Annotated in this window: 26 protein-coding genes and 3 pseudogenes; 17 read left to right on the top strand and 12 right to left on the bottom strand. The window is 66.1% G+C overall.

Annotated features, from left to right (window positions below; genetic code table 11):
* Position 1: 1 nt before the first annotated feature.
* Positions 2–397: a 30S ribosome-binding factor RbfA gene (rbfA, locus tag CI805_RS12960; RefSeq protein WP_260924030.1), complete on the bottom strand. Its 396-nt coding sequence runs from the start codon at positions 395–397 to the stop codon at positions 2–4.
* Positions 398–586: 189 nt separating this feature from the next.
* Here rbfA and CI805_RS12965 point away from each other — a divergent pair, with 189 nt between their 5' ends.
* On the top strand, positions 587–847 hold the full coding sequence (locus tag CI805_RS12965) for an RcnB family protein (protein WP_260924034.1): 261 nt from the start codon (positions 587–589) through the stop codon (positions 845–847).
* A 197-nt stretch (positions 848–1,044) separates the two neighbouring features.
* On the opposite strand, the gene CI805_RS12970 is transcribed toward CI805_RS12965, so the two are convergent.
* The 6 genes and pseudogenes from CI805_RS12970 to pspF form a co-directional block, all read right to left on the bottom strand.
* The gene (locus tag CI805_RS12970) at positions 1,045–1,494 is read right to left on the bottom strand and encodes a DUF1697 domain-containing protein (RefSeq protein WP_313958500.1); all 450 of its coding nucleotides are present in this window, start codon (positions 1,492–1,494) and stop codon (positions 1,045–1,047) included.
* Between the two features lie 122 nt (positions 1,495–1,616).
* Entirely contained in the window at positions 1,617–4,391 is a 2,775-nt protein-coding gene (gene infB / locus CI805_RS12975) for a translation initiation factor IF-2 (RefSeq protein WP_260924035.1), read from the bottom strand.
* Positions 4,392–4,510: 119 nt separating this feature from the next.
* Complete coding sequence (locus tag CI805_RS12980) at positions 4,511–5,197, bottom strand: DUF448 domain-containing protein (protein WP_260924037.1); 687 nt, start codon at positions 5,195–5,197, stop codon at positions 4,511–4,513.
* A pseudogene (gene nusA / locus CI805_RS12985) lies at positions 5,178–6,814 on the bottom strand (transcription termination factor NusA). Before nusA ends, CI805_RS12980 begins: the two are co-directional and overlap by 20 nt.
* Before the next feature lie 3 nt (positions 6,815–6,817).
* Positions 6,818–7,411 carry a ribosome maturation protein RimP gene (gene rimP, locus CI805_RS12990; protein WP_260924039.1) on the bottom strand — a complete coding sequence of 198 codons (594 nt, stop codon included), beginning with the start codon at positions 7,409–7,411 and terminating at the stop codon, positions 6,818–6,820.
* A 192-nt stretch (positions 7,412–7,603) separates the two neighbouring features.
* Positions 7,604–8,625: pseudogene (gene pspF / locus CI805_RS12995) on the bottom strand (phage shock protein operon transcriptional activator).
* A 197-nt stretch (positions 8,626–8,822) separates the two neighbouring features.
* Here pspF and CI805_RS13000 point away from each other — a divergent pair.
* From CI805_RS13000 to CI805_RS13030, 7 genes are all read left to right on the top strand, one after another.
* Positions 8,823–9,065: a hypothetical protein gene (locus tag CI805_RS13000; protein ID WP_260924041.1), complete on the top strand. Its 243-nt coding sequence runs from the start codon at positions 8,823–8,825 to the stop codon at positions 9,063–9,065.
* Entirely contained in the window at positions 9,062–9,925 is an 864-nt protein-coding gene (gene pspA, locus CI805_RS13005; protein ID WP_260924042.1) for a phage shock protein PspA, read from the top strand. Before CI805_RS13000 ends, pspA begins: the two co-directional genes overlap by 4 nt.
* An 81-nt stretch (positions 9,926–10,006) precedes the next feature.
* Positions 10,007–10,462 (top strand): PspC domain-containing protein, encoded by a 456-nt coding sequence (locus CI805_RS13010; RefSeq protein ID WP_260924045.1) that lies wholly within the window; start codon positions 10,007–10,009, stop codon positions 10,460–10,462.
* Positions 10,463–10,485: 23 nt separating this feature from the next.
* Entirely contained in the window at positions 10,486–10,770 is a 285-nt protein-coding gene (locus CI805_RS13015; RefSeq protein WP_260924047.1) for a hypothetical protein, read from the top strand.
* A gap of 48 nt (positions 10,771–10,818) precedes the next feature.
* A complete protein-coding gene (locus CI805_RS13020; RefSeq protein ID WP_260924050.1) occupies positions 10,819–11,133 on the top strand; it encodes a hypothetical protein in 315 nt (104 codons plus the stop codon).
* Complete coding sequence (locus CI805_RS13025; protein WP_260924053.1) at positions 11,130–11,507, top strand: hypothetical protein; 378 nt, start codon at positions 11,130–11,132, stop codon at positions 11,505–11,507. The genes CI805_RS13020 and CI805_RS13025 overlap by 4 nt, the downstream gene beginning before the upstream one ends.
* Entirely contained in the window at positions 11,504–11,815 is a 312-nt protein-coding gene (locus tag CI805_RS13030; RefSeq protein ID WP_260924055.1) for a hypothetical protein, read from the top strand. Before CI805_RS13025 ends, CI805_RS13030 begins: the two co-directional genes overlap by 4 nt.
* 163 nt (positions 11,816–11,978) lie before the next feature.
* Here CI805_RS13030 and CI805_RS13035 read toward each other — a convergent pair whose 3' ends face one another.
* Positions 11,979–14,039: an NAD(+) synthase gene (locus CI805_RS13035; protein WP_260927977.1), complete on the bottom strand. Its 2,061-nt coding sequence runs from the start codon at positions 14,037–14,039 to the stop codon at positions 11,979–11,981.
* A gap of 231 nt (positions 14,040–14,270) precedes the next feature.
* On the opposite strand from CI805_RS13035, the gene CI805_RS13040 reads away from it, so the two are divergent.
* Positions 14,271–14,681 (top strand): SufE family protein, encoded by a 411-nt coding sequence (locus CI805_RS13040; protein WP_260924058.1) that lies wholly within the window; start codon positions 14,271–14,273, stop codon positions 14,679–14,681.
* Between the two features lie 3 nt (positions 14,682–14,684).
* Here CI805_RS13040 and CI805_RS13045 read toward each other — a convergent pair whose 3' ends face one another.
* Positions 14,685–15,227, bottom strand: a complete 543-nt coding sequence (locus CI805_RS13045; protein WP_260924060.1) for a hypothetical protein — start codon at positions 15,225–15,227, stop codon at positions 14,685–14,687.
* A gap of 50 nt (positions 15,228–15,277) precedes the next feature.
* Entirely contained in the window at positions 15,278–15,808 is a 531-nt protein-coding gene (locus CI805_RS13050) for a sterol desaturase family protein (RefSeq protein WP_260927978.1), read from the bottom strand.
* A gap of 197 nt (positions 15,809–16,005) precedes the next feature.
* Here CI805_RS13050 and CI805_RS13055 point away from each other — a divergent pair, with 197 nt between their 5' ends.
* The 8 genes and pseudogenes from CI805_RS13055 to CI805_RS13090 all read left to right on the top strand — a co-directional run bounded on the left by CI805_RS13055 (position 16,006) and on the right by CI805_RS13090 (position 21,094).
* Positions 16,006–16,284, top strand: coding sequence for a hypothetical protein (locus CI805_RS13055; protein WP_260924063.1), 279 nt, complete (start codon positions 16,006–16,008; stop codon positions 16,282–16,284).
* Positions 16,285–16,442: 158 nt separating this feature from the next.
* Positions 16,443–17,878: pseudogene (leuC, locus tag CI805_RS13060) on the top strand (3-isopropylmalate dehydratase large subunit).
* A complete protein-coding gene (locus CI805_RS13065) occupies positions 17,875–18,069 on the top strand; it encodes a hypothetical protein (RefSeq protein ID WP_313958501.1) in 195 nt (64 codons plus the stop codon). The pseudogene leuC and the gene CI805_RS13065 overlap by 4 nt, the downstream one beginning before the upstream one ends.
* An 11-nt stretch (positions 18,070–18,080) precedes the next feature.
* The gene (gene leuD / locus CI805_RS13070; protein ID WP_260924065.1) at positions 18,081–18,683 is read left to right on the top strand and encodes a 3-isopropylmalate dehydratase small subunit; all 603 of its coding nucleotides are present in this window, start codon (positions 18,081–18,083) and stop codon (positions 18,681–18,683) included.
* Positions 18,684–18,864: 181 nt separating this feature from the next.
* The gene (locus CI805_RS13075; RefSeq protein WP_260927980.1) at positions 18,865–19,191 is read left to right on the top strand and encodes a DUF1476 domain-containing protein; all 327 of its coding nucleotides are present in this window, start codon (positions 18,865–18,867) and stop codon (positions 19,189–19,191) included.
* 141 nt (positions 19,192–19,332) lie between these two features.
* Complete coding sequence (locus tag CI805_RS13080; protein ID WP_260924068.1) at positions 19,333–19,566, top strand: BolA family transcriptional regulator; 234 nt, start codon at positions 19,333–19,335, stop codon at positions 19,564–19,566.
* Positions 19,567–19,600: 34 nt separating this feature from the next.
* A complete protein-coding gene (grxD, locus tag CI805_RS13085) occupies positions 19,601–19,930 on the top strand; it encodes a Grx4 family monothiol glutaredoxin (protein ID WP_260924071.1) in 330 nt (109 codons plus the stop codon).
* A 357-nt stretch (positions 19,931–20,287) separates the two neighbouring features.
* Positions 20,288–21,094: an NUDIX domain-containing protein gene (locus CI805_RS13090; RefSeq protein ID WP_260924074.1), complete on the top strand. Its 807-nt coding sequence runs from the start codon at positions 20,288–20,290 to the stop codon at positions 21,092–21,094.
* A gap of 3 nt (positions 21,095–21,097) precedes the next feature.
* Here CI805_RS13090 and CI805_RS13095 read toward each other — a convergent pair whose 3' ends face one another.
* Together CI805_RS13095 and CI805_RS13100 are read right to left on the bottom strand one after the other, a co-directional pair.
* Positions 21,098–21,418, bottom strand: coding sequence for a PilZ domain-containing protein (locus CI805_RS13095; protein ID WP_260924077.1), 321 nt, complete (start codon positions 21,416–21,418; stop codon positions 21,098–21,100).
* Positions 21,419–21,484: 66 nt separating this feature from the next.
* A complete protein-coding gene (locus CI805_RS13100; protein WP_409934900.1) occupies positions 21,485–22,789 on the bottom strand; it encodes a sugar MFS transporter in 1,305 nt (434 codons plus the stop codon).
* Between the last annotated feature and the right edge of the window lie 10 nt (positions 22,790–22,799).

A 22,799-nucleotide genomic window follows, 5' to 3' on the forward strand; every position in this document is an offset into this window, starting at 1 on the left:
CTCAATCCTCGTCGAGGTCGCGCTTTACGCGGGGGTCGGCGAGCAGCGCGTCGATGCGGCTGGCCTCGTCGAAGGTCTCGTCGGCCTGGAAGCGGATCTTGGCGGCGAAGCGCAGCTTGAGGCGTTGCGCGACCTCGCGCTGGAAGAACGCGGTGTTCGTGCGTAGCGCCTTGAGCACGGCCTCCTCGTCCTCGCCCAGCAGCGGCTTCACGTAGACGTTGGCCTGTCGCAGGTCCGGCGTCATGCGCACTTCCGTGACCGAGACGGTATGGCCCGAAAGCGTCGCATCGTGGACCTGCTGACGCGTGAGGATCTCGGACAGCACGTGGCGCACCTGCTCGCCCACCTTCAGGAGGCGGACCGACTGTTGCTCGGGGGTGACTTGCTGACGTGCCATTTCTCTTAATCCATCACGTAATTTTGCGACAATTTGCAACAATTGAATACGCCACCGTTCAGGTGCCGCTTCGTTAAGCTCTCATAACCTGGCTACGCCATAGCAAAGGCTCCGTCGCAAGACGAGTGCCCCACTACGAAGGAGAGTGCGACACATGAAGAAGATCACCACCGCCTCGTCGCTGCTGCGATGACCCTGCCCGCCCTGACCGCCGCCGTGCCTGCCATGGCAGCACCCGGCCATGGCCATTCGCAGATGGACCACTGGAAGAAGGGCGAGAAGTTCGACCGCAAGCACGCCTCGCACTACCAGGTCGTCGACTATCGCCAGCATCGCGGCATGAAGGCCCCGCCGCGCGGCTATCACTATGTCCGTTCGGGCAACGACATTCTGCTCGTGGGCATCACCAGCGGGATCGTCGCCTCGGTCCTGGCCGGGCAGTTCCGTTGAACGCCTGACCTGATCTGAGTGCGACCGGGGCGGCCCCTTTTCATGGTTTGGGGGGCCGCCCCGTGATTTTTCGGAGTGCAGCGGTATTCCTGCTCTCGCCTTCGAACCTTATCCCATCTTCGTCAGAATGCGCGCCAGCGAGCGCACATTGCGCGCAGTGCCCGGAAACGCAAGCCGCCGCTCGATAAAGCCTGCCGTCAACCGGCTTCGCCCTGCCCCTCGACATAATCGATATAGAGGCTGCGTTCGCCCGCCGCGAGCTTCTCCGGCCCGCGCCCCTCATAGGCGGCGAACAGCGCGTCATAGGCTTCGGGCGTGGGCTGCCCGCCCAGAAAATGCGTGTGGACGTTGGCATCCTCACCGATCCCGGTGAAGGGATTGTCCTCGATCGCCCGGCGCAGTTCCTCGCGGGTGCGGATGGCAACGAAGCTGTCGATGTCGAAACGCTCGCGCATCACATAGGCGAACATCTCCTCCAGCCCCTCGGTCGGCCGCTCGTCGTAGTCGAACAGTACGTTGCCGCTGGCGATCACCGTCTCGACGTTCTCGATATCCTCGCGCGCCAGCGCATGGCGCAGATCGGCCATGGTGATGCGGTTGCCGGAGCCGACATTGAGCGAACCGAACAGGGCAAGGTAGCGGGGCATCAGATCTCTTTTTGAAACTGGGTTGGACCGGGTATCCAACAAAGCAACGGGGGCGGCAACCCATGGTCGCCGCCCCCGTCTTGTTCCGTCGCCCGGCCTGAAAGCCGGGCGGGCCGTTATCGTCAGCCGATCGTGCGTTCGCGATGGTTGACCTCGAAGACTTCGAGGTGATCGCCGGCACGGATGTCGTTGGTGTCGGCCAGAACCACACCGCACTCCAGACCCGCGCGCACTTCGTCCACATCGTCCTTGAAGCGGCGCAGCGAGGCGATCTTCGTGGCCGAAACGATGACGTCGTTGCGGGTGAGACGGGCGTAGAGCCCCTTGCGGATGACCCCTTCGACGACCAGCAGACCGGCAGCCTTGTCCTTCTTACCCGCCGGGAAGACCTGCTTGACCTCGGCGCGACCGACCACGTTCTCGACGCGCTCGGGGCCCCAGATACCGGCCATCTGCTTGGCGACCACTTCGGTCAGCTCGTAGATGACATCGTAGTACAGCATCTCGGTCTTGGTCTTGGCGATCTGCTCGCGCGCCTTGGCGTTCGGACGAACGTTGAAGCCCACGATCGGTGCGCCCGAGGCCGAAGCCAAAGCCACGTCGGTTTCGGTGATAGCCCCGACGCCCGAGTGAAGGATACGCACCTTGATCTCGTCGTTCGACAGGGCGTGGAGCGCCGAGTTGATCGCTTCGACCGAACCCTGCACGTCCGCCTTGATGACCACCGGATACTCGATGACGCTCTGCTTGGCGGCGAGCGCCGAGAACATCGTGTCGAGGCTGGCGGGTGCCATGGCAGTGCGCTTGGCAGTCGCCTGCTCCTGACGGTAGGCCGAAACCTCACGCGCACGCTGCTCGTTCTCGACCACGCTCATCAGGTCACCTGCCATCGGCACGCCGCCGATACCCAGAACCTCGACCGGCATCGAAGGCGGCGCGGTCTTCACCTGACGGCCCTTGTCGTCGAGCATGGCGCGAACGCGGCCGCTCTCCGAACCCACGACCAGCACATCGCCAACCTTCAGGGTGCCGCGGTTGACCAGAACGGTCGCCAGCGGGCCCTTGCCCTTGTCGAGCTTGGCCTCGATCACGGTGGCTTCCGCCATGCGATCGGGGTTGGCGCGCAGTTCCATCAGTTCGGCCTGGAGCAGGATCTTCTCGATCAGCTCGTCGAGGCCCTGGCCGGTCTTGGCCGAAAGCTCGACGTCCTGCACGTCGCCCGACATCGCCTCGACGACGATCTCGTGCTCCAGCAGGCGCTCGCGCACCTTCTGCGGGTTGGCCTCGTGCTTGTCGATCTTGTTGATCGCCACGATCATCGGCACGCCTGCGGCCTTGGTGTGGTTGATGGCCTCGATCGTCTGCGGCATGATGCCGTCGTCCGCCGCGACCACCAGGATCACGATGTCGGTGACGTTCGCGCCGCGCATGCGCATCTGCGTGAAGGCAGCGTGACCCGGCGTATCGAGGAAGGTGACGAGATCGCCGCTCTTCGTCTTGATCTGGTAGGCGCCCATGTGCTGGGTGATGCCGCCGGCCTCGCCCTTCACCACGTCGGTGCCGCGCAGGGCATCGAGCAGCGAGGTCTTGCCGTGATCGACGTGGCCCATGATCGCCACCACCGGGGGACGCGGCTTCAGCGTCTCTTCGGCATCGACGTCCACGGTGTGATCGAGATCGATATCGCTCTCGGACACGCGCTGGATGTTGTGGCCGAATTCGGTCACGAGCAGCTCTGCGGTATCCTGGTCGATGGTCTGGTTGACCGTGACCATCATGCCCATCTTGAACATCGCCTTCACGAGGTCGGCGCCCTTCTCGGCCATGCGGTTGGCGAGTTCCTGCACGGTGATCGCCTCGGGGACGATCACGTCGCGGACCTGCTTCTCGCGCGGCTGGTTACGGCCACCGAAGTGCGAGCGACGCTCCTTCTCGCGCGCACGCTTCAGCGCGGCGAGCGAACGGGCGCGTGCGCCCTCGTCGTCATTCAGCGCGCGCGTGACGGTCAGCTTGCCCGACTGGCGACGATCGCCGCCCTTGCGCTCCGCCGAAGCGCCGCGCGGTGCAGGCGCGCCCTTCTTGGCAGCGGGTGCCGAAGAGGCGGTCTTGGGAGCACCACCAGTGTTGCCGGTGTTCGACGCGTTGCCGCCAGCGGCAGGCGCGGCAGGCTTGCGCACGACCGGCTCGGGACGCTGGACGGGCGTGAAGCGACGCGGCGCAGGTGCCGGTGCGTTCTCCTCGACGGCAGGCGCCGCTTCGGCAGCCTTGGCGACAGGCGTGGCCACGGGCGCAGGCGTTTCCACCGGCGCTGCAGCAGGAGCCTCGGCAGCAACCGGCGCAGCGGGCGCGGGCTCAGCAGCGGCGGGCGCTTCAGCCTGACGCGCGGCCTCGGCCTGCGCCTTGGCAGCAGCGACCGCAGCCTCTTCCTGCTCGCGGCGGTTGTCCTCGGCGCGGCGCTTCTCGTCCTCGAGCGCGCGGGTGCGCGCTTCCTGCTCGCGGCGGGTTGCCTCCTCGAGCATGGCAAGGCGGGCTTCCTCGGCCTCGCGCAGCAGACGGGTCTGCATTTCCTGACGGGTCTCGCCGGGGCGGATCATCGGGCGTGCGGGCGCAGCCGGGGCCGCCGGGCGCGGGGCCGGGGCGGCAGGCTTGGCTGCTGCCGGAGCAGCCGCCGGAGCCGGAGCCGGAGCAGCAGGGGCTGCCGGGGCCTGCGGGGCCGGTGCAGTGGCTTCCACGCCGCCCTCGCCGGGCTTGCCCAGCACCTTGCGGCGCTTCACCTCGACCACGACCTTGTTGGTGCGGCCATGGCTGAAAGTCTGCTTGACCTCACCCGCTTCCACCGAGCGCTTCAGCCCAAGCGGCTTGCGGCCCAGGGTCGGTTTGTTGTCGGTCTCGCTCATATCTGTCGTCGTGCCCTTCAATCTCAATTCATGTACCCGAAAACGACCGGGTAACGTCGCGGGCGCGCCTTCAGCGAAGACCTGCCCTCGTGTTCGTTCAGTTCAGTACCGTGCCCGCGCTATGCGGCGGGCTCGTGCGCAGCCGGTGGCTCCGCGATCTGCCCCTGGTAATTCAGGAGACGCTCCAGCAAGGAGGCGACCCGTTGGGCCGCACCAGACTCGCCAAGCGCCAGGTGAACGACATTCTCGCGGCCCAATGCCACAGAGAGCGTCGTGCGGTCCAGTGGCAAGCGCACACCTTTCAGACCCGAACCCTCTTCCTCGCGCCCCACGCGCCAGGCCTGATCGAGCTTCCTCGATCCGTCCTCGCGCGCATCGGCGGCGTGGGCGAGCCATTCGACCCGGCCCTCGCGAGCGTTCTGGGCGATGCGGTCGGAGCCGAGCAGCAGACGGCCGGACTTCATCTCCAGCCCGAGGCGGTCGGTCAGGGCGCGGGACAGCGCCGCCGTGATGCGTTCGGGCAGGTCTTCGGGGATCGTCAGCGGCGCGCCCTTGTAGGCACGCGCCAGCGCTCCCTTTAACTTGCCCTTGGCAACGGCAATTTCAAGGGCCTCACGCGAAACGCCGATCCATGCGCCGCGCCCGGGGGCACGCGCATGGACGTCTGGAAGGACCAGTCCTTCCGGCGAAATGGCGAGGCGCACGAGATCATCGCGCGCACCCTTGCGGCCGGAGAGGATGCAGGTCCGCTCCGCGCCGGGGCCATCGATGTCGGAGCTTACGCGCTCATTGTGAGGATCCCGCATCGGCGGCCTCCTCAGTCTCGACCGCTTCCGCAGCGTCCGGCTCGTCGTCGAACCAGTGCGCGCGGGCGGCCATGATGATCTCGTTGCCCTGCTCTTCGGTCAGGCCATATTCGCCGAGCACACCGCCCTTGTCCTCGTCGCGCGAGCGGCGATTGACAGTGCCGTCGCGACGACGCTGCTCGGTGCGCTTCTTGGCGATGAGTTCGTCGGTGGCGAGATCGGCGAGATCGTCGAGCGTCTTGATCCCGGCCTTGCCGAGCACCACCAGCATCGCTTCGGTGAGGTGCGGCAGTTCGGCCAGACCATCCTCGACGCCCAGCGCGCGGCGAGCCTCGCGCGAGGCTTCCTCGCGGCGCTCCAGCGCTTCGAGCGCGCGGTTCTGCAGCTCTTCGGCCAGCTCCTCGTCGAAGCCCTCGATCTGCGCCAGTTCGGCGATGTCGATGTAGCCGACTTCCTCCAGCTCGGTGAAGCCTTCGGCCACCAGCAGCTGCGAGAGCGTCTCGTCGACGTCCAGCTCTTCCTCGAACATCTTCGAGCGCTCAACGAATTCCTTCTGGCGCTTCTCCGACGATTCGGCATCGGTCATGATGTCGATCTGCGAGCCGGTGAGCTGCGAGGCGAGGCGCACGTTCTGGCCACGACGGCCGATCGCCAGCGACAGCTGATCGTCGGGCACCACCACCTCGATACGGCTCTCTTCCTCGTCGATGACGACGCGGCTGACCGTGGCGGGCTGAAGCGCGTTGACCACGAAGGTCGCGGTGTCCTCGCTCCAGGGGATGATGTCGATCTTCTCGCCCTGCATTTCCTGCACGACGGCCTGCACGCGGCTGCCCTTCATGCCGACGCAGGCGCCGACCGGGTCGATCGAGTGATCGTGGCTGATGACGCCGATCTTGGCGCGCGAGCCCGGATCGCGGGCAGCGGCCTTGATCTCGATCACGCCGTCATAGATTTCGGGGACTTCCTGCGCGAAGAGCTTCTTCATGAAGTCCGGGTGCGAGCGCGAGAGGAAGATCTGCGGACCGCGGTTCTGGCGCTCGACGCGCAGCACCAGCGCACGCACGCGCTCACCCACACGGGCAGCTTCGCGCGGGATCTGCTGGTCGCGGCGGATCACGCCCTCGGCGCGACCGAGGTTGACGATCACGTGGCCGAACTCGACCGACTTGATCACGCCGGTGATGATCTCGCCCGCGCGGTCCTTGAACTCTTCGTACTGACGGTCACGCTCGGCATCGCGGACCTTCTGGAAGATCACCTGCTTGGCCGACTGCGCGTCGATACGGCCCAGATCCACCGGGGCAGCGGGTCGACGATGAAGTCGCCCAGCGCGGCGTCCTTCTGGAGCTTCTGGGCCTGCGCCAGATCGACCTGCTTGAAGTAGTCGTCGACATGCTCGACCACCTCGACGACGCGCCACAGGCGCAGGTCGCCGGTGCGCGGATCGAGCTTGGCGCGGATGTCGTTCTCGGCACCGTAGCGGTTGCGGGCCGACTTCTGGATCGCTTCTTCCATCGCCTCGATGACGATGGACTTGTCGATCATCTTCTCCGAGGCAACGGAGTTGGCGATCGCGAGCAGCTCGGCGCGGTTGGCGGAAATCGCACTGGCCATGGCTTAGTCTTCCTGTTCCTCGAAAGTGTCGTCATCGATGACGACTTCCTCGTCCGCGCCAGAGGCGTCGAGCGGGCGGGTTGCAGCGATCAGCCGGTCGGTCAGGACCAGCCTTGCGGAATTGACATGGGCGAGCGGGAAGCTGACGCGGCCGGACTTGCGGTCCTCCAGCGTCACCACTTCCGCACCGGCATCGCCCTCGATACCGACCAGATCGCCGTGGAGCCCCTTGCGGTTGCCTTCCACGGGTTCGGACAGATTGATCTTGGCCTCGTGCCCGGCCCAGTTCGCGTAATCCTTCACGCGGGTGAGCGGACGATCGATGCCCGGCGAGCTGACTTCGAGGCGATAGGCCTCCTCGATCAGGTCCTCGCCCGCTTCCTCCAGCGCGTCCATGCGATCGGAAATGCGGTGCGAGAGCGTCACACAGTCTTCCAGCACGAGCTGCCCGGTCTCGGGACGCTCGGCCATGATCTGCAGCGCGATCTCGTCGTCGCCGACTTCGCTCTTGCCGAAGATGCGCACGCGCACGAGGTCGAGGCCCAGAGCCTTGACCTCGGGTTCGATCACTTCAACAAGGCGGGCAATATCGGCCAATCGGTATTCCGTTCGTATGTCTTGTCGGCGCATCGCGCCGGATATGTCGGGCCGTGTTAGGCAACGCAGTTTCGCGCCGGCCCCTGTCGGCGCCAGCCCGTTCGTTGTGTCACCAATTACGGGATGACAAGGCAGATAGGCCCGATTCCGGAAAATTGCAAGGGCGTTGCAACAGGACGAGCAGAAGCGCGATCACCCGCCCCGATGCAGCCCATGCTTCTTCAGGCAATGGCGCAACTGATCGTAAGTCAGGCCCAGCGCTACGGCGGCCTTGCGCTGGTTCCAGCGCAGACGCTCCAGCGCAGCGAGGACAAGGCTGCGCTCATGCGCCTCGACCGCCTCGCGCAAGTTCGCAGGCGATGATACCGGCGGCGTAGGAACCGAGGCGGCAGAGGCGACAACCTCGGCCACTTCGACCGGAACCTCTGCATATTTCGCCGCCCAGGGACTGGCAAACGGGTCGAACACAACCTCGCCGATGGGCAATTCCTCATCACCCCAGCGATAGACCGCGCGCTCCACCACATTGCGCAGTTCGCGCACGTTGCCTGGCCATGGATAGGCCTCCAACGCCGCCATCGCCCCGTCTGCAAAGCCCGGCCAGCGATCCCAGCCCAGCTCGCTCGCCATGCGGCGACCGTAGTAGTCGCCCAGTTGCTCGACATCGCCTTCGCGGGCACGAAGCGGCGGCAGGGTGATGACCTCGAAGCTCAGGCGGTCGAGCAGGTCGGCCCGGAAGGCGCCCTCCTCCGCCATGCGCGGCAGGTCGGCATTGGTCGCCGCGACGATGCGGACATCGACCTGCACCGGGCGCGAGGCGCCGATGCGCACCACTTCCCCATATTCGATCGCGCGCAGCAGCCGCTCCTGTGCCGCCATCGACAGATTACCCAGCTCGTCGAGAAACAGCGTGCCGCGATCGGCCTCCTCAAAGCGCCCGGCCCGCGCCTTGACCGCGCCGGTGAAGGCGCCCGCCTCGTGCCCGAACAGCTCCGCCTCGATCAGCGTTTCGGGCAGCGCCGCGCAGTTGAGCGTCACCAGCGGCTCATCCAGCGCGAGGACAGGCGATGGAGGCGCTGGGCGATCAGCTCCTTGCCCGTGCCGCGCTCGCCGATGACCAGCACCGGCCGCCCGACCGGCGCGGCACGGCTGGCGCGCTCCACCGCATCGAGAAAGGCCGAGGACTGGCCGATGAACTGAACGTCGCGCTCCATGCCCATAAATTGGCATAATTTACCAATATCTGGCAATCCGTCATTTTCAATCCGCGTGTTTCCAGTGCGATAGCCACGCAAATGTGCGCTTTTGTCCATTTGGCACGGGGCTTGCTGTACTGTGAACAATCGCTCGGCAGACCCGCCGGGCCGCAACAGGGACCAACCGTCATGCATCCGTTCGAGACCAGTCACCCGTGGACCGGTGGACCGAGTGTGAAGCCAGCCATGCCGCCGCCCGCGCACCGCTTCCGGTGCGCGACGCCGATGCACCCGCCCGCTCGCGTGCCCAGATCGCCCTGTTCGTCGGCCTGCTGGTGCTCGCCGTGTTCAACGTGCTGGCCATGGCCGGACAGATCGGTGCCGCCGACGCCATCGCAGCGCCCGCCTCTGCCACGACGCTTTCCAGCTTCCATGCCTGCGGAGCACCGCTGGCATGAGCCGCCTCGACGCCGAGATCGAACGCGTCTCGAACGCACGTTCCTCCAACTCCGGCCCCTCGAACCCCCGCCCCGTCACGCTCTATCCGCTTGCACCGGATGCGGCGGACGAGGCGACTTTCAACCACACCTCCTTCGGCAAAACCCGCATCACAGGAACCACCGCCATGGGCATCTTCAGCCGCACCCGCGACATCATCGCCGCCAACTTCAACGACCTGCTCGACAAGGCCGAAGACCCGGCGAAGATGATCCGCCTGATCATCCTGGAGATGGAAGAGACGCTGGTCGAAGTGCGTACCTCGTCGGCCCGCACCATCGCCGACCAGAAGGAACTGCGCCGCCACCTGATCAAGCTGGACAAGCTCCAGGCCGACTGGTCGGAAAAGGCGCAACTTGCCTTGTCCAAGGACCGCGAGGATCTGGCCCGCGCCGCGCTGATGGAAAAGAAGAAGGCCGCAGACATGGCCGAACAGCTGACCGGCGAAGTCGCGGTGCTCGACGATGCGCTGCTCGCCTACGAACAGGACATCGAGAAGCTGCAGAACCGCCTGCGCGAAGCCCGCAGCCGCCAGAGCGCCATCGCCGCGCGGTTGCAGAGCGCCGAGAATCGCGTCAAACTGCGCACGCTGCTGGCCAGCGAGCGGGTGGACGAGGCTTTGGCGCGCTTCGACCAGCTCGAACGCCGCGTGGACTATGCCGAAGGCCGTGCCGAAGCGCTCTCGCTCGGCGACGACCGCCGCCAGCCCACGCTCGCCGACGAGATCGCCGCGCTGGCCGATGGCGATGCGATCGAGGACGAACTCGCGGCAATGAAGCGCGCGATGACCGACAAGCCTATGACCGACAGGCCGGCGTAAAATTCCGCCGTACTTACACAAGACGCATTCCGGCCGCGGCAGGGCAATGCCCGGCGGCCTCTGGGGAAGGACAACGGAACGATGTCACGCGGACAGTTCTATCTCGACAAGTCGAACGCCAAGATCTGGGGCGTATGCGCCGGGATCGCCGATTACACCGGCGTCGACGCCTTCTGGATTCGCCTCGCCGCCGTGCTGGTGACGCTGATGGGCTCGGGCGTACCGATCCTCGTCTACATCGCGGTCGCCTGGCTGGCGGATTCGCGCCCGATGGGGCTCTATGACGAGGCCGACGAAGCGCGCCTGCTGCGCCGGATGGAGCGCCGCCGCGCCCGCGGCATCCGCTCGCCCTATGCGCCGCGCAGTGCCTTCCACGACATCTCGCTGGATCGCGCCTCCCGCTCCGCCACCACCGCGCGCAGCGAGAAGATTGCAGGCGATCTTGACGATTTCGACCGCCGCGTGCGCGATCTGGAAACGCATTACTCGACCAGCAGCAGCTCGCGCCTCGCCGCCGAGATCGACAGCCTGCGCTGAGACCTTCCGAAGGAACGCCCCTCATGTTCGATCCCGACCTGCTCGTCCCCATCTTCGCGCTCTCCATCCCGATCGTCGCGATCTGGACGCGCCACCAGCGCCGCATGGCCGAAATCCAGGCAAACACTACGGCCGAGAAAGCCGCGCTCTACGCCACCAGCAATGCCCAGCTCGAAGAGCGCGTGCGCATTCTGGAGCGGATCATCACCGACAACGGCTATGACACCGCGCTCCAGATCGAGGCCCTGCGCGACAAGCGCGAGGTGGAGACCGCGCGCGATCCCGCAGCCGGTCAGAAGATCAACTGAAGACCTCTCCTCCGGGCCACTTACGAGCACGCAACAGGGACACCTCTCGTGGACAACCTCTGGATACTGATACCGCTGGCCCCCTTCCTTCTGGGCGGCTTTTTCATCTGGACCCGGCACCAGACCCATCTGGCCGAACTGCACATCCAGTCTGCCGCCGATCTCGCCGCAGACAAGGCCGCGCGCCACGCCACTACCGTCGCGGAGCTGGAAGAGCGCATGCGCGTGCTGGAGCGCATCATCACCGATGGCAGCTATGACACCGCGCTGCAGATCGAGGCGCTGCGCGACCGTCGCGAGGTGGAGGCCGAGCGCATCCCCGGGCCGCCACCCATGCCCGCCCCCGAGGAGACCCGCCAGTGAGCCCCGGCGATTTCATGGGCTTCTGCGCCTTCCTGATCGCCACGATCATCATCTTCGCGATCCTGGCAGGCGCCTATAAGCGCCGCCTCGCCTTCATGGAGCGCAAGCTGGAGATCACTGCCGGTGCCTCGACGAAGCTGGCGGCGGAAAAGGCCGCGCAATATGCTGCGCACAATGCGCAACTGGAGAACCGCGTCCGCGTGCTGGAGCGTATCCTCACCGACGGTGGCAGCGCACTGGGCCTTGCCCACCAGATCGAGGCGCTTCGGGATACCTCTGCCCACGATACGACGGCGCTTGACGCCCGCCTTCCCTCTGCCGACATTGGGCATGAGATCAGGGGCCAAGAGATCAGGAAAGTGACCACGCAATGAGTTTCGGCACCGCCATCGTCGTCCTCTTCGCCATCGGCTGCGTGACCTGGCTGCGTTCGCAACAGTTGCGGCACGGGGGCAGCACCGACCCGCGCGAGCTGTTCAACTTCGGTCGTCGCCGCAGTCGGCTGGGCCGAACCCTGGGTCGCGACCGCGATTTCACCCCCTCCGGTCCGACCGACCACGAGCGCGAACTGGAGCGCGAGGTCGAGAAGCTGCGCGAGCGCATCGCCGTCCTCGAACGCATCGCCACCGATGATCGCCACGGCAAGGACCTTGCGCGCGAGATCGAGAAACTGCGCGATTGAGGTCAATCGCCCCTTAACCCCCTGCCCGCCCCCCTTTCGTCATCCCCGCGCAGGCGGAGATCCAGTCCGCAGTGACGCTCCACCGTAAGGTCGGAAGCTGGATTCCCACCTGCGCGGGAATGACGAAGAATGTTGGGGCTGCTTCTCCGCCAATCGGGACCGATCAGCCCTTCGGCACGCCCGCTTCCAGATCCGCCAGCCATACTGCCGCGCTCGCATCGGAGGGCGCGCGCCAGTCTCCGCGTGGGGACAGCGCGCCGCCGGAGGAGACTTTCGGACCATTTGGAATCGCCGAGCGCTTGAACTGGCTGAACGCGAAGAAGCGGCTCAGGAACTTCTCCAGCCAAGACCGGATCGTGGCGAGGTCATACGCCTCGCGCGCGTCCTCGGGAAAACCCTCGGGCCAGTTGCCCGCCGCCGCATCGCGCCAGGCGTGCCAGCACAGGAACGCGACTTTCGACGGGCTCTGACCAAAGCGGGCGATGTGGTGGAGGAAGAAGTCGTTGAGCGCATAAGGCCCGATCTTCGCCTCGGTGCTCTGGATCGCGCCGTCTGCGCCTGCGGGCACCAGTTCGGGCGAGATCTCGGTATCGAGGATCGCCAGCAGGATCTGCGCCGTCGCCTCGTCGAACTGGCCATTCGCGCACCAGCGGATCAGGTACTGGATCAGCGTCTTGGGCACGCCAGCGTTGACCGCATAGTGGCTCATCTGGTCGCCCACGCCATAGGTACACCAGCCCAGCGCCAGTTCCGACAGGTCGCCGGTGCCCAGCACAAAACCCGCGTGCTGGCTGGCAAGGCGGAACAGGTAATCGGTGCGAAGCCCCGCCTGCACGTTCTCGAAGGTCACGTCATAGACCGGCTGACCATCCGCGAAGGCATGGCCGATGTCCTTCAGCATCGTCGTGGCGGCGGGGCGGATGTCGATCTCTTCCGCCGTGATGCCCACTGCGCGCATCAGTGCCCAGGCGTTCGACTTGGTGCCGTCGCTGGTTGCAAAGCCCGGCATCGTGTAGCCGCGGATGAAGGTGCGCGGCAGGCCGAGGCGGTCACAGGCGCGCGCGGCGACGATCAGTGCCTGCGTCGAATCGAGGCCGCCCGAGATGCCGATCACCAGCGACTTCGCGTGGGTCGAGGCGATCCGGCGCATCAGCCCGTCGACCTGGATATTGAACGCCTCGAAGCAGTCCGCATCCAGCTTGTCGGCACGGTCGGGCACGAAGGGGAAGCGGGCGAGTGGGCGGGTGAGGCCGATATCGCCGCTCGCGGGCACATGATCGAACGCCACGGTGCGGAACTTCGGCAGACTCGCGAAGGCAAGGTCGGCGCTGTCGGCAAAGGTGGGCGAGCGCAGCCGGTCGAGCGCGATGCGGGTCACGTCGACGTCGGCGATGCACAGCTCCGGCTCCAGCGCAAAGCGTTCGGACTGGGCCAGTAGCCCGCCCAGTTCGTAGATCATCCCCTGCCCGTCCCAGGCAAGGTCGGTCGTGCTCTCGCCATGGCCGGCGGCGGAATAGATGTATGCCGCCTGCGCACTGGCCGACTGGGCGCGACACAGGGTGTGGCGCTCGTCGCTCTTGCCGATGACGATGTTCGAGGCCGAGAGATTGCACAGCACCGTCGCACCTGCCAGCGCGCCCAGCGAACTGGGCGGGATCGCGGCCCACACGTCCTCGCAGATTTCGGCGAAGAGGCGGAAATCGGGCAACTGGTTCGAGGCGAACACGAGGTCGGTGCCGAAGGGCACATCCTCGCCGTTCACCCGGATGGTCTCGCCGCGCAGACCCTTGCCGCTGGAGAACCAGCGCTTCTCGTAGAACTCGCGGTAGTTGGGCAGGAAGCTCTTGGGCACGACGCCCAGCAGCCGCCCGTTGGCGATCACCAATGCGCAGTTATACAGCCGCCCCTCGCGCGCCAGCGCCGCGCCGACCAGCAGCACCGGCGAAAGCGCCGCGCTCGCTGCGACCACGCGGGCGATGGCGGCCTCGACGCTCTCGATCATCGCGCGTTGCAGGTGCAGGTCGTCGATCGCGTAGGAGGACAAGCACAGCTCGGGAAACACCACCAGATCGACATGCGCGGCATGCGCGCGCGCCGCCTCGGCCAGCACCGCCTCGGTGTTGAAGGCAACGTCCGCCGTGCGCACGCGCGGCGTGGAAGTGGCGACGCGCACGAAGCCGTGGCGGTGCATCGAGAAGAACGGATGGCTGGCGGCTGATGGCATCGGCTGGTGCGTCTCTCTCATATTCGTCATCCCCGCGCAGGCGGGGATCCAGTGGCCGTGGCGCCATGGGCTCTGGATCCCCGCCTGCGCGGGGATGACGAGTTCCTTGTGTTCAGACGCCTTGAACCACATAAACTTTGCCACTTCCCCTGACAGGAACGCGCGCCCAGCGCAATCGTGCAAGCCATTCTCCCCCTTGCCCTTCGCGCACCGGCGTCTAAATGCCCTGCCATGCGCAGCCTCGACGATATCCGCGAAGAGTACGAATTCCTCGATGGCGACGAACGGTATCGCCTGCTGATCGAACTGGGCCGCGAGCTGGACCCGATGCCCGATGCGCTCAAGACCGATGCCACCAAGGTGCGCGGCTGTTCGGCCAGCGTCTGGGTCTATCCCACCGAAGCCGAGAACGGCACGCTGCACTTTCTGGCGGACAGCAATGCGGCCATTACCAAGGGTATCGTCGCGCTGGTGATCGCCGCCGTGCAGGATCGCCCGGCCAAGGACGTCGCCGCAACCGACGTTACCGCCGCGCTAGAACCGTTCGATCTCAAGAGCCAGCTGTCCTCGAACCGCACACAGGGCGTGCCCAACATGATCGCGCTGATCCGCGAGACGGCGGCGCGGCTGGCAGCGGGGTAATTCCTACCCGCTGACCACCACGCGCGCGGCCCCGGCGGCGGACAGAGTGCCCAGCAGTTCCCAGAATGCCTCGGCAGGGGCCGTGCCGAAATCGACCTGCAATTCGCCCGGCTCGACATAGAGCGCGTGGATATTCTCCGAAAGTTCGGCCTCGGGATCGAGGCGCAGTTCGTCGGGATCGAACCAGCGTTCGAACCAGTCCTCCAGAGCAGGCGCGGCATCGGGCAGATCGTGGCGCAGCACCGCGCCGTCCCAGCGCAGCCCTTCGAGTTCGAGCGCCATGTCGTTCACCAGCCCCTCGATCCGGTTGAACGAGAGCATCTGTTCGGGATCGAAATCGCTGGCGACGATATCCTCGCCCGAGGTGATGTGATCGACCACGATCAGCCCGCGAAAGGCGCTGCCGGGATCGGGGACCTCGAACTTGACCTCAGTGCTGCCGTCCTCGCCTTCGGCGCGCATGCGCGCGGCAAAGTCGCGGAACTGGGCGACGTAGTGGTCGCGGATTTCGATGATGAGGTTTTCGACTTCGACTGGTTCAAGCATCGCTGTGCCAAGATGGAGGCTGATGCCGCCCGCGTCCAGCCCTTACCCGATCAATCGTCCGCTGCTTCGCGCAACACGGCGATGCCGGCGCGGCGCTGCGCCGCCAGTTCGCGCTTCAGGACGGCAGGATCGCGGGCGATCACGAAGCCGAAGCTCACCCCACCCTCCTTGCCGATGGTCGCATGGTGGAGGCGATGCGCCTGCACCAGCCGCTTGGCATAGCCGCGCTTGGGCACCCATCTGAAATAGCGCTGATGCACCAGCCCGTCGTGGATCAGCGTATAGATCACGCCATAGATCAGCACGCCAAGGCCGATCCACGTCCCCGGCCACCAAGCAGGCAGACCAAACAGGCCGCCCATCACCAGCGGCGAGCCCAGCGCGAACATACCGATGCTGATGCCTGCACCGACCAGTGCATAGAGGTCGTTCTTCTCCAGCAGATTGTCGTGCGGTTCGTGGTGGTCGCGGTGCCAGGCCCAGCCGAAGCCGTGCATCACGTACTTATGGCTGGCCCAGGCGACCAGTTCCATCGCGGCGGCACTGGCCAGAACCATCGAGAGGGCAAGAACGAAATCCATAGCCACGCTTCTACGCCCGCGCCGCCTCGCTGTCAGCCCACCCGACATGCCGATCTGCGTGCGACATTTGGCGACACTTTCCCAAGATCCTGCGACGCCTTGTTTTTCGGGCGTTCATCAAAACAGCTCTAAATCTGAATGCAACGGAGAGACAGTCACTCACGACCGCGCTTCCGCCATCAAGAAGGGACACCACGATGACCAAGTTCACCCGCATTCTCGCCCCCGCTCTGGTCGCCGCCATCGGTCTCGGCGCCGCGCTTCCCGCCACTGCCGCCCCGGTCGTCCACAAGACCGTCGTGACCCACAAGGTAACGCCCGCCCACCGCGTCGTGACCAAGAAGGTCGTCACCAAGAAGGTCGTGCGCCCCGCCCCTGCCCGCAAGGTCGTCCACCGCACCGTCGTCGTTCACAAGGCGCCCGCCCACGTAGCGCATCACACGGTCGTCAAGAAGACCGTCACCTATCGCCACTGATCGTCACGCCGCCTGCGCTATCCACCCGGCATCTCCCTCCCCCCATTGAAACATATGGCGCAGGGCGGATAGCGCAACGGGAAGCACGATAATTGCGCGACAAGGCGCGCCCGTCCCTCTTGAATTGCGGGACCGGCGCGCCTAATCGCGCTTTCACCATGACTGACACCGCACCCCGCACGCTGTACCAGAAGATCTGGGACGCACACGTCGTCGACAGACGCGACGACGGCACCTGCCTCATCTACATCGACCGTCACCTCGTTCACGAGGTTACGAGCCCGCAGGCCTTTGAAAGCCTTCGCAGCTCCGGTCGCAAGGTACGCCGTCCCGACCTTACGCTCGCGGTGCCCGATCACAACCTTCCCACCACCGCCCGCCGCGATGCGCAGGGCAACCGCGTGCCCATCGCCGACTCGCAGAGCGCCCAGCAGCTGGCCGCGCTGGAAAAGAACGCGCCCGAATTCGGCATCCGCTACATCGGCGATGCCGACGCTGAACAGGGCATCGTCCATGTCGTCGGCCCCGAGCAGGGCTTCTCGCTGCCCGGCGCGACGATTGTGTGCGGTGACAGCCACACCGCCTGCCACGGCGGCCTCGGTGCGCTGGCCTTCGGCATCGGCACCAGCGAGGTCGAGCATGTGCTCGCCACGCAGACGCTGCTGCTCAAGCAGAGCAAGACCATGGAGGTGCGCGTCGAGGGCAAGCTCGGCGCCGGGATTACCTCCAAGGACGTGATCCTGCACATCATCGGCGAGATCGGCACGGCCGGCGGCACCGGCCACGTCATCGAATTCTGCGGCAACGTCTTCGAGGAAATGACCGTCGAAGGCCGCCTGACCGTGTGCAACATGGCCATCGAGGGCGGCGCCCGCGCGGGCCTGATCGCGCCGGACGAGACGACCTTCGCCTACGTCAAGGGCCGCCCCTATGCCCCCAAAGGCGAGGACTGGGACAAGGCCGTCGCCTGGTGGAAGAGTCTGGCGACCGACGCAGGCGCGACGTTCGACAAGTCCGTCCATATCCGTGCCGAGGACATCCAGCCCACTGTCACCTGGGGCACCAGCCCCGAGGACACCGCCCCCATCGGCGCGCTCGTTCCGGGGCCGGAAGCCTTCGGCGATGCCTCGAAGCGCGACGCGGTCGGCCACAGCCTCGATTACATGGGGCTGACGCCGGGCACGAAGCTGACCGATATCGAGATCCAGAACGTCTTCATCGGCTCGTGCACCAACAGCCGCATCGAGGATATCGCGCGGCCTGCGAAGTGCTCAAGGGCCGTCACAAGGCGGATAACGTGAAGTGGGCGATCGTCGTCCCCGGATCGGGTCTGGTGAAGGCGCAGGCCGAGGCCGAGGGCCTGGACAGGATCATCGTCGAGGCGGGCCTCGAATGGCGCGAGCCGGGCTGCTCGGCATGCCTTGCGATGAACCCGGACAAGGTTCCGGCGGGCGAGCGCTGCGCCTCGACCAGCAACCGCAATTTCACCGGACGTCAGGGACCGGGGGCGCGCACCCACCTGATGAGCCCGGCGATGGCCGCTGCCGCTGCCGTCACCGGCCACCTGACCGACGTTCGCGAGCTGATGGGATGACCAAGATGTCCGACGATACCGAAAACAACCTCGCCGGTCGCGCCGCTGTCGCTGCCGGTGCCGCCATCGGCTCTGCCGCGATTGCTGCCGCGCTGCTGTTCGTGAAGCGCCGCCGCGACAAGGCGCGCGATGCCCGCTCGCTCCCCTCGCCGACCAGTACCGCGCCGCACTTCCCGGCCGAGACGGACTGAGGCACCCAGCGATGAAAGCCATCAACCACGTCGCCGGAAAGGCGATCCCGTTCGGGCGCAAGAACGTCGACACCGACGTCGTCATTCCCGCGCACTGGCTCAAGACGATCACCCGCGAAGGTCTCGGCAAGGGCGCGTTCGAGGCGGTGAAGAAGGAGCCGGGCAACGTCTTTACCGACCCGGCCTACGAAGGCGCACCGATCCTGATCGCGGGCGACAACTTCGGTTGCGGATCGAGCCGCGAACACGCGGCATGGGCGCTGCTCGACATGGGCGTGGCCTGCGTGATCGCGCCCAGCTTCTCGGACATCTTCTCGGGCAATGCCTTCAAGAACGGCATTCTCACCGTGGCCCTGCCCCAGGAAGCCATCGACCGGCTGATGGAAGTCGCCGTGGAGCAGCCCGTCGATGTCGATCTGGAAAGCCAGACCGTCACCACGCCCTTTCAGGACCGCTTCACCTTCGAGATCGATCCGTTCCGCAAGCACTGCCTGCTGAACGGCCTCGACGAAGTGGGCCTGACGCTGGCGCAGGACGCCGCCATCGCCGGGCATGAGGCCAAGGCCAGCGCCGAGCTGCCCTTCCTCGCGAAGGCGCCTGTCAGCGCGGACTGATACGGATTGCGGGGGAGCGGCTCCAGCCCTTCCCCGCTTCCCCTTCCCGTTTGCCTCGCCCGGCGCGCCGACGGCCCGCCCCCCGAAAGCCTCTTGCCGGAAACGCCCTCCCGGCCCTATGTCGGCGCGAGAAAACCCGCGCACGCCCCGGCTCGCGCAAAACGGCGGCACACAGGACACCATGGACACTGCGAACGATCCTTCGTCGGCACACGGCGGCTTCGAACCGCGCATCGGACGCGAATCCGAGATGGCGATCCGCATTCAGGCCCGCCGCAACCGCCTGCTGGCCGAATGGGCCGCGCAGCGCATGCAACTCTCGCAGGCCGAGACCGACGCCTATGCCAAGGCCGTGGTCCAGACCGACTTCGAGGAATCGGGCGACGAGGACGTCGTGCGCAAACTTTTGGGCGATCTGATCGCCGCCGGCGTGGACGCCAGCGAAGCCGAAGTGCGCGAGGCGCTGGAGGCCAAGCAGGTCGACGCCCGCCGCGCGTTCCTGGGGTAACGTTTTTGCGAAGGGCCTTCGGGGAGGCCCTTCGATACGGCACCGGCCCTCTCCCCCACCCTGCCACCCGACGATCGTACCCTATGGGTGGCAGGGTGGGGGAAAGGGCCGGTGCCGACATACAGACAAGGAGACAATCCCATGGCCATGCCAGCCCACGAAATCGAAGCCCTGATCCTGGCCGCACTGCCCGACGCGCAGGTCACGATCACCGACCTTGCCGGAGACGGCGATCACTATTCCGCGCATGTCGTCTCGGCATCGTTCGCGGGCAAGCCGCGCGTCGCGCAGCACAAGCTGGTCTACGAGGCACTGGGCGGCCGCATGGGCGGCGTGCTCCATGCCTTGCAACTGACCACCGCAGTTCCCAACTGATCTCCCAGAACGCTTCTCCAAGGATTTTTCCGCAATGTCCGACGTCAACACCCGCATCGGCGACATCGTCAACAGCAACGACATCGTCCTGTTCATGAAGGGCACGCCCCTGTTCCCGCAGTGCGGCTTCTCCAGCCGCGCGATCGCCATCCTCGATCACCTCGGCGCGACCTACGAGAGCGTGGACGTGCTGCAGGACATGGAAATCCGTCAGGGCATCAAGGCCTACTCGGACTGGCCGACGATCCCGCAGCTCTACGTGAAGGGCGAATTCGTCGGCGGCAGCGACATCATGATGGAGATGTACGAGGCAGGCGAACTGCACCAGCTGTTCATCGACGCAGGCCTCGCCACCAAGGCCTGACAAGGCTGGCCGGGACGCCCCGGCCATCTTTCCACGATTTCGAAGCGCCCGCACGGAAAGCTCCGCTGCGGGCGTTTTGCTATCTGGTTCCGGCGATTTCGGGGTGTATCGCGGGGAGGCGGGACCCGGAGACCAATCCGGCCCCGCCTCAACCACTTTGGGTACACCGTTTCTATAGCACGATGCGTGCCAGATTCGGATATAGCGCTGAATTCCGCCGATCCCGCGTTAAAGGCAATTCATCTCTCTTAGCGATTTGTAAAAATGTCCGACACCTGCGTCGGAAGACGTGACGGTCGGAATTGCACCGGCGATCCGCACTTGCGCTTGGCCGCCAACAGCGCGAGGAGGACCGCCATGGAGAGTTCCCCCAGCCCTGGTCCAATGCGCCCCGGCCCGATGCAGATGGACGGCGCCGCCTTCGTGCCCGCAGCCACCGTCGTGGTCATGCGACGCGGGAGACATGACGCGGCGCCCGAGCTTCTGATGGTGCAACGCTCGCGCGCGCTGGACTTCGCAGGCGGCGCGGCGGTGTTCCCCGGCGGGCGGGTCGATCCGGGCGATCATGCGCTGGCCGCCCTGCTCTCGCCCGACGAGGAACCCGAGCTGGCCGCAGCGCGCATCGCCGCAATCCGCGAAACGCTGGAAGAGACCGGCCTCATGCTTGCGGTGCGCGAACCGGTCAGCGCCGCACAGGCCGCGCGCGCCCGCGCGCTGCTGACAGAGGGAATGTCCTTTGCGGAGGTACTCGCCGCCATGCACTGGACATTGGCGCCCGAGCGCCTCGACCTCTTCGCCCACTGGACGCAGTTGGAGGACCGCTTCTTCGACACCCGGTTCTTCGTAATCGATATCGGCAGCGGGGCCTGCGAGGTCAGCGCGGACGAGACCGAGAACACCCGCCTGTTCTGGGCCAGCGCCGCACAGACACTGGCGATGGTCGGGCGGCGCAAGGTGGACGTGATCTTCCCCACCCGCTGCAATCTGGAACGGCTGGCGCGGCTCGGCACTCTGGCAGCCATCCGCGAGGACGTGGCCGCCCATCCGGTCCGGCGCATCCACACCCGCGTCGAAATGCGCGAGGGGGACGCGGTGATCGCGATTTCGGAAGGGCTCGGCTACCGCTTCACGTCGCAAAGGCTCAGCGAAACGCGGCGCCGGTAAAGGTCAGCGGCGGTCGGTGAGGACATCCACGCCGTGGCGGGCGGCCAGTTCCTCAACCAGCATCGGGCGCACCGGCTGGTCGAACTCCACCCCGGCCATCTCGCCGCGCGACCAGCGCACGATGCCGCTCTGGCCATCGAGCCCTTCGGGCAGGACCACCACGCGGCCACCGACGCGGAAGAACCCCGAAGGCGTGCGCACACAGCAGCCTTCGAGCGAGATATCGAAAAGCTCGCCTTCCTCGGCCTGCCCGTCGAGCGTCCGACAGTGGGCGGCAAGGCGCACCGGGTGGCGAGGCGAGGATCTGGGAACCTGTTGGGTCATGGGCAGATCCTCGCGCAAAGTGCTTGATATTTGCCTAAGCCGGTTCACGGCCCGGCCCTTAGAAGGTCAGGCCGAAGCTACCAGCGGACGGCGCGCGAACCATCCATACGCGCCGATCAGGGCATAGCACAGGGCAGGCAGAGCCATCGCCAGCGCCAGACTATGCGTGATATCAGCCAGATGCCCGGTCAGCGGCGGGATCACCGCGCCGCCCACGATCATCACGCAGATCACGCCCGAACCGTCCGCCGCGCGCTTGCCGAGGCCTTCGCTGGCCAGGCTGAAGATCGTCGGGAACATGATCGAGTTGAACAGGCCGATCGACAGATAGCTCCACGCGGCAACCTGGCCGCCCGTGTGGGTCGAAACCAGCAGCAGGACGATGGCGACCACCGCATTGAAGGCCAGGATCTTGCCCGGATTGACCACGCGCAACAGCGCCGAACCGATCAGGCGACCGACCAGCGCCCCGCCCCAGTAGAACGGGATCAGCTTGCCCGCCGCGCTCTCGCTCAGCCCCAGCACGCGCCCTTCCATCATGTAGTTGACGATCAGCGAACCGATGGCGACTTCGGCCCCGACATAGAGGAAGATGCAGGCCGCGCCGAACCCGAAGCGCGGGCGCGCCAGCAGGCCGAAGCTGGCCAACACCGATCCGCCCTCGTGCCGCTCGCCTTTCAGCCGGTTGCGGTTGAACCACACGACCAGTGCGATCACCAGCAGCGCCGCGGCAAGACCCAGATAGGAGTGCTCGATCGCAGCGGTTTCGGCGACGCGATAGGCGGTCAGCGCCTCGCCCGTCAGCTTGCTCGCGTCCACCTTGGCAAGGCTGCCCAGCATCACGATGGTGCCGACGTAGGGGAAGATCGTCGTGCCGATCGAATTGAAGGCCTGCGCGAAAGCCAGGCGCGAACTGGCGGTCTGTGGGTGTCCCAGCAGCGAGATCAGCGGATTGGCGACCACCTGGACGATCGTCACGCCCGCGCCCAGCACCAGCATGGCGGCCAGGAACACCGGGAACGTCGCGCTCGACGAGGCGGGAATGAACATCAGGCAGCCCGCCATCATCGTCAGCAGGCCGATCGCCGCACCGCGCATGTAGCCGACCTTCTTGACGATCATCGCGCCGGGAATGCCGACGATGGCATAGGCCGCGAAGAACGCCGTCTGCACGCTCAGCGCCTCGGCGTAGTTGAGCGTGAACAGTTCCTTCAGCTTCGGGATCAGCACATCGTTGAGCGAGGTGATACCGCCGAAGATGAAGAACAGGGCCATCACGAACCAGCGCAGGCTGGGCGCATCGACGTGTCCGCCGGGCACTTCCTCGCCACTGTCGGGCGCAGTACCGCCCGCCCCCATCATCGCTGCCATCACCATCCCC

This window comes from Novosphingobium sp. 9, from assembly GCF_025340265.1.
Lineage (GTDB): Bacteria > Pseudomonadota > Alphaproteobacteria > Sphingomonadales > Sphingomonadaceae > Novosphingobium.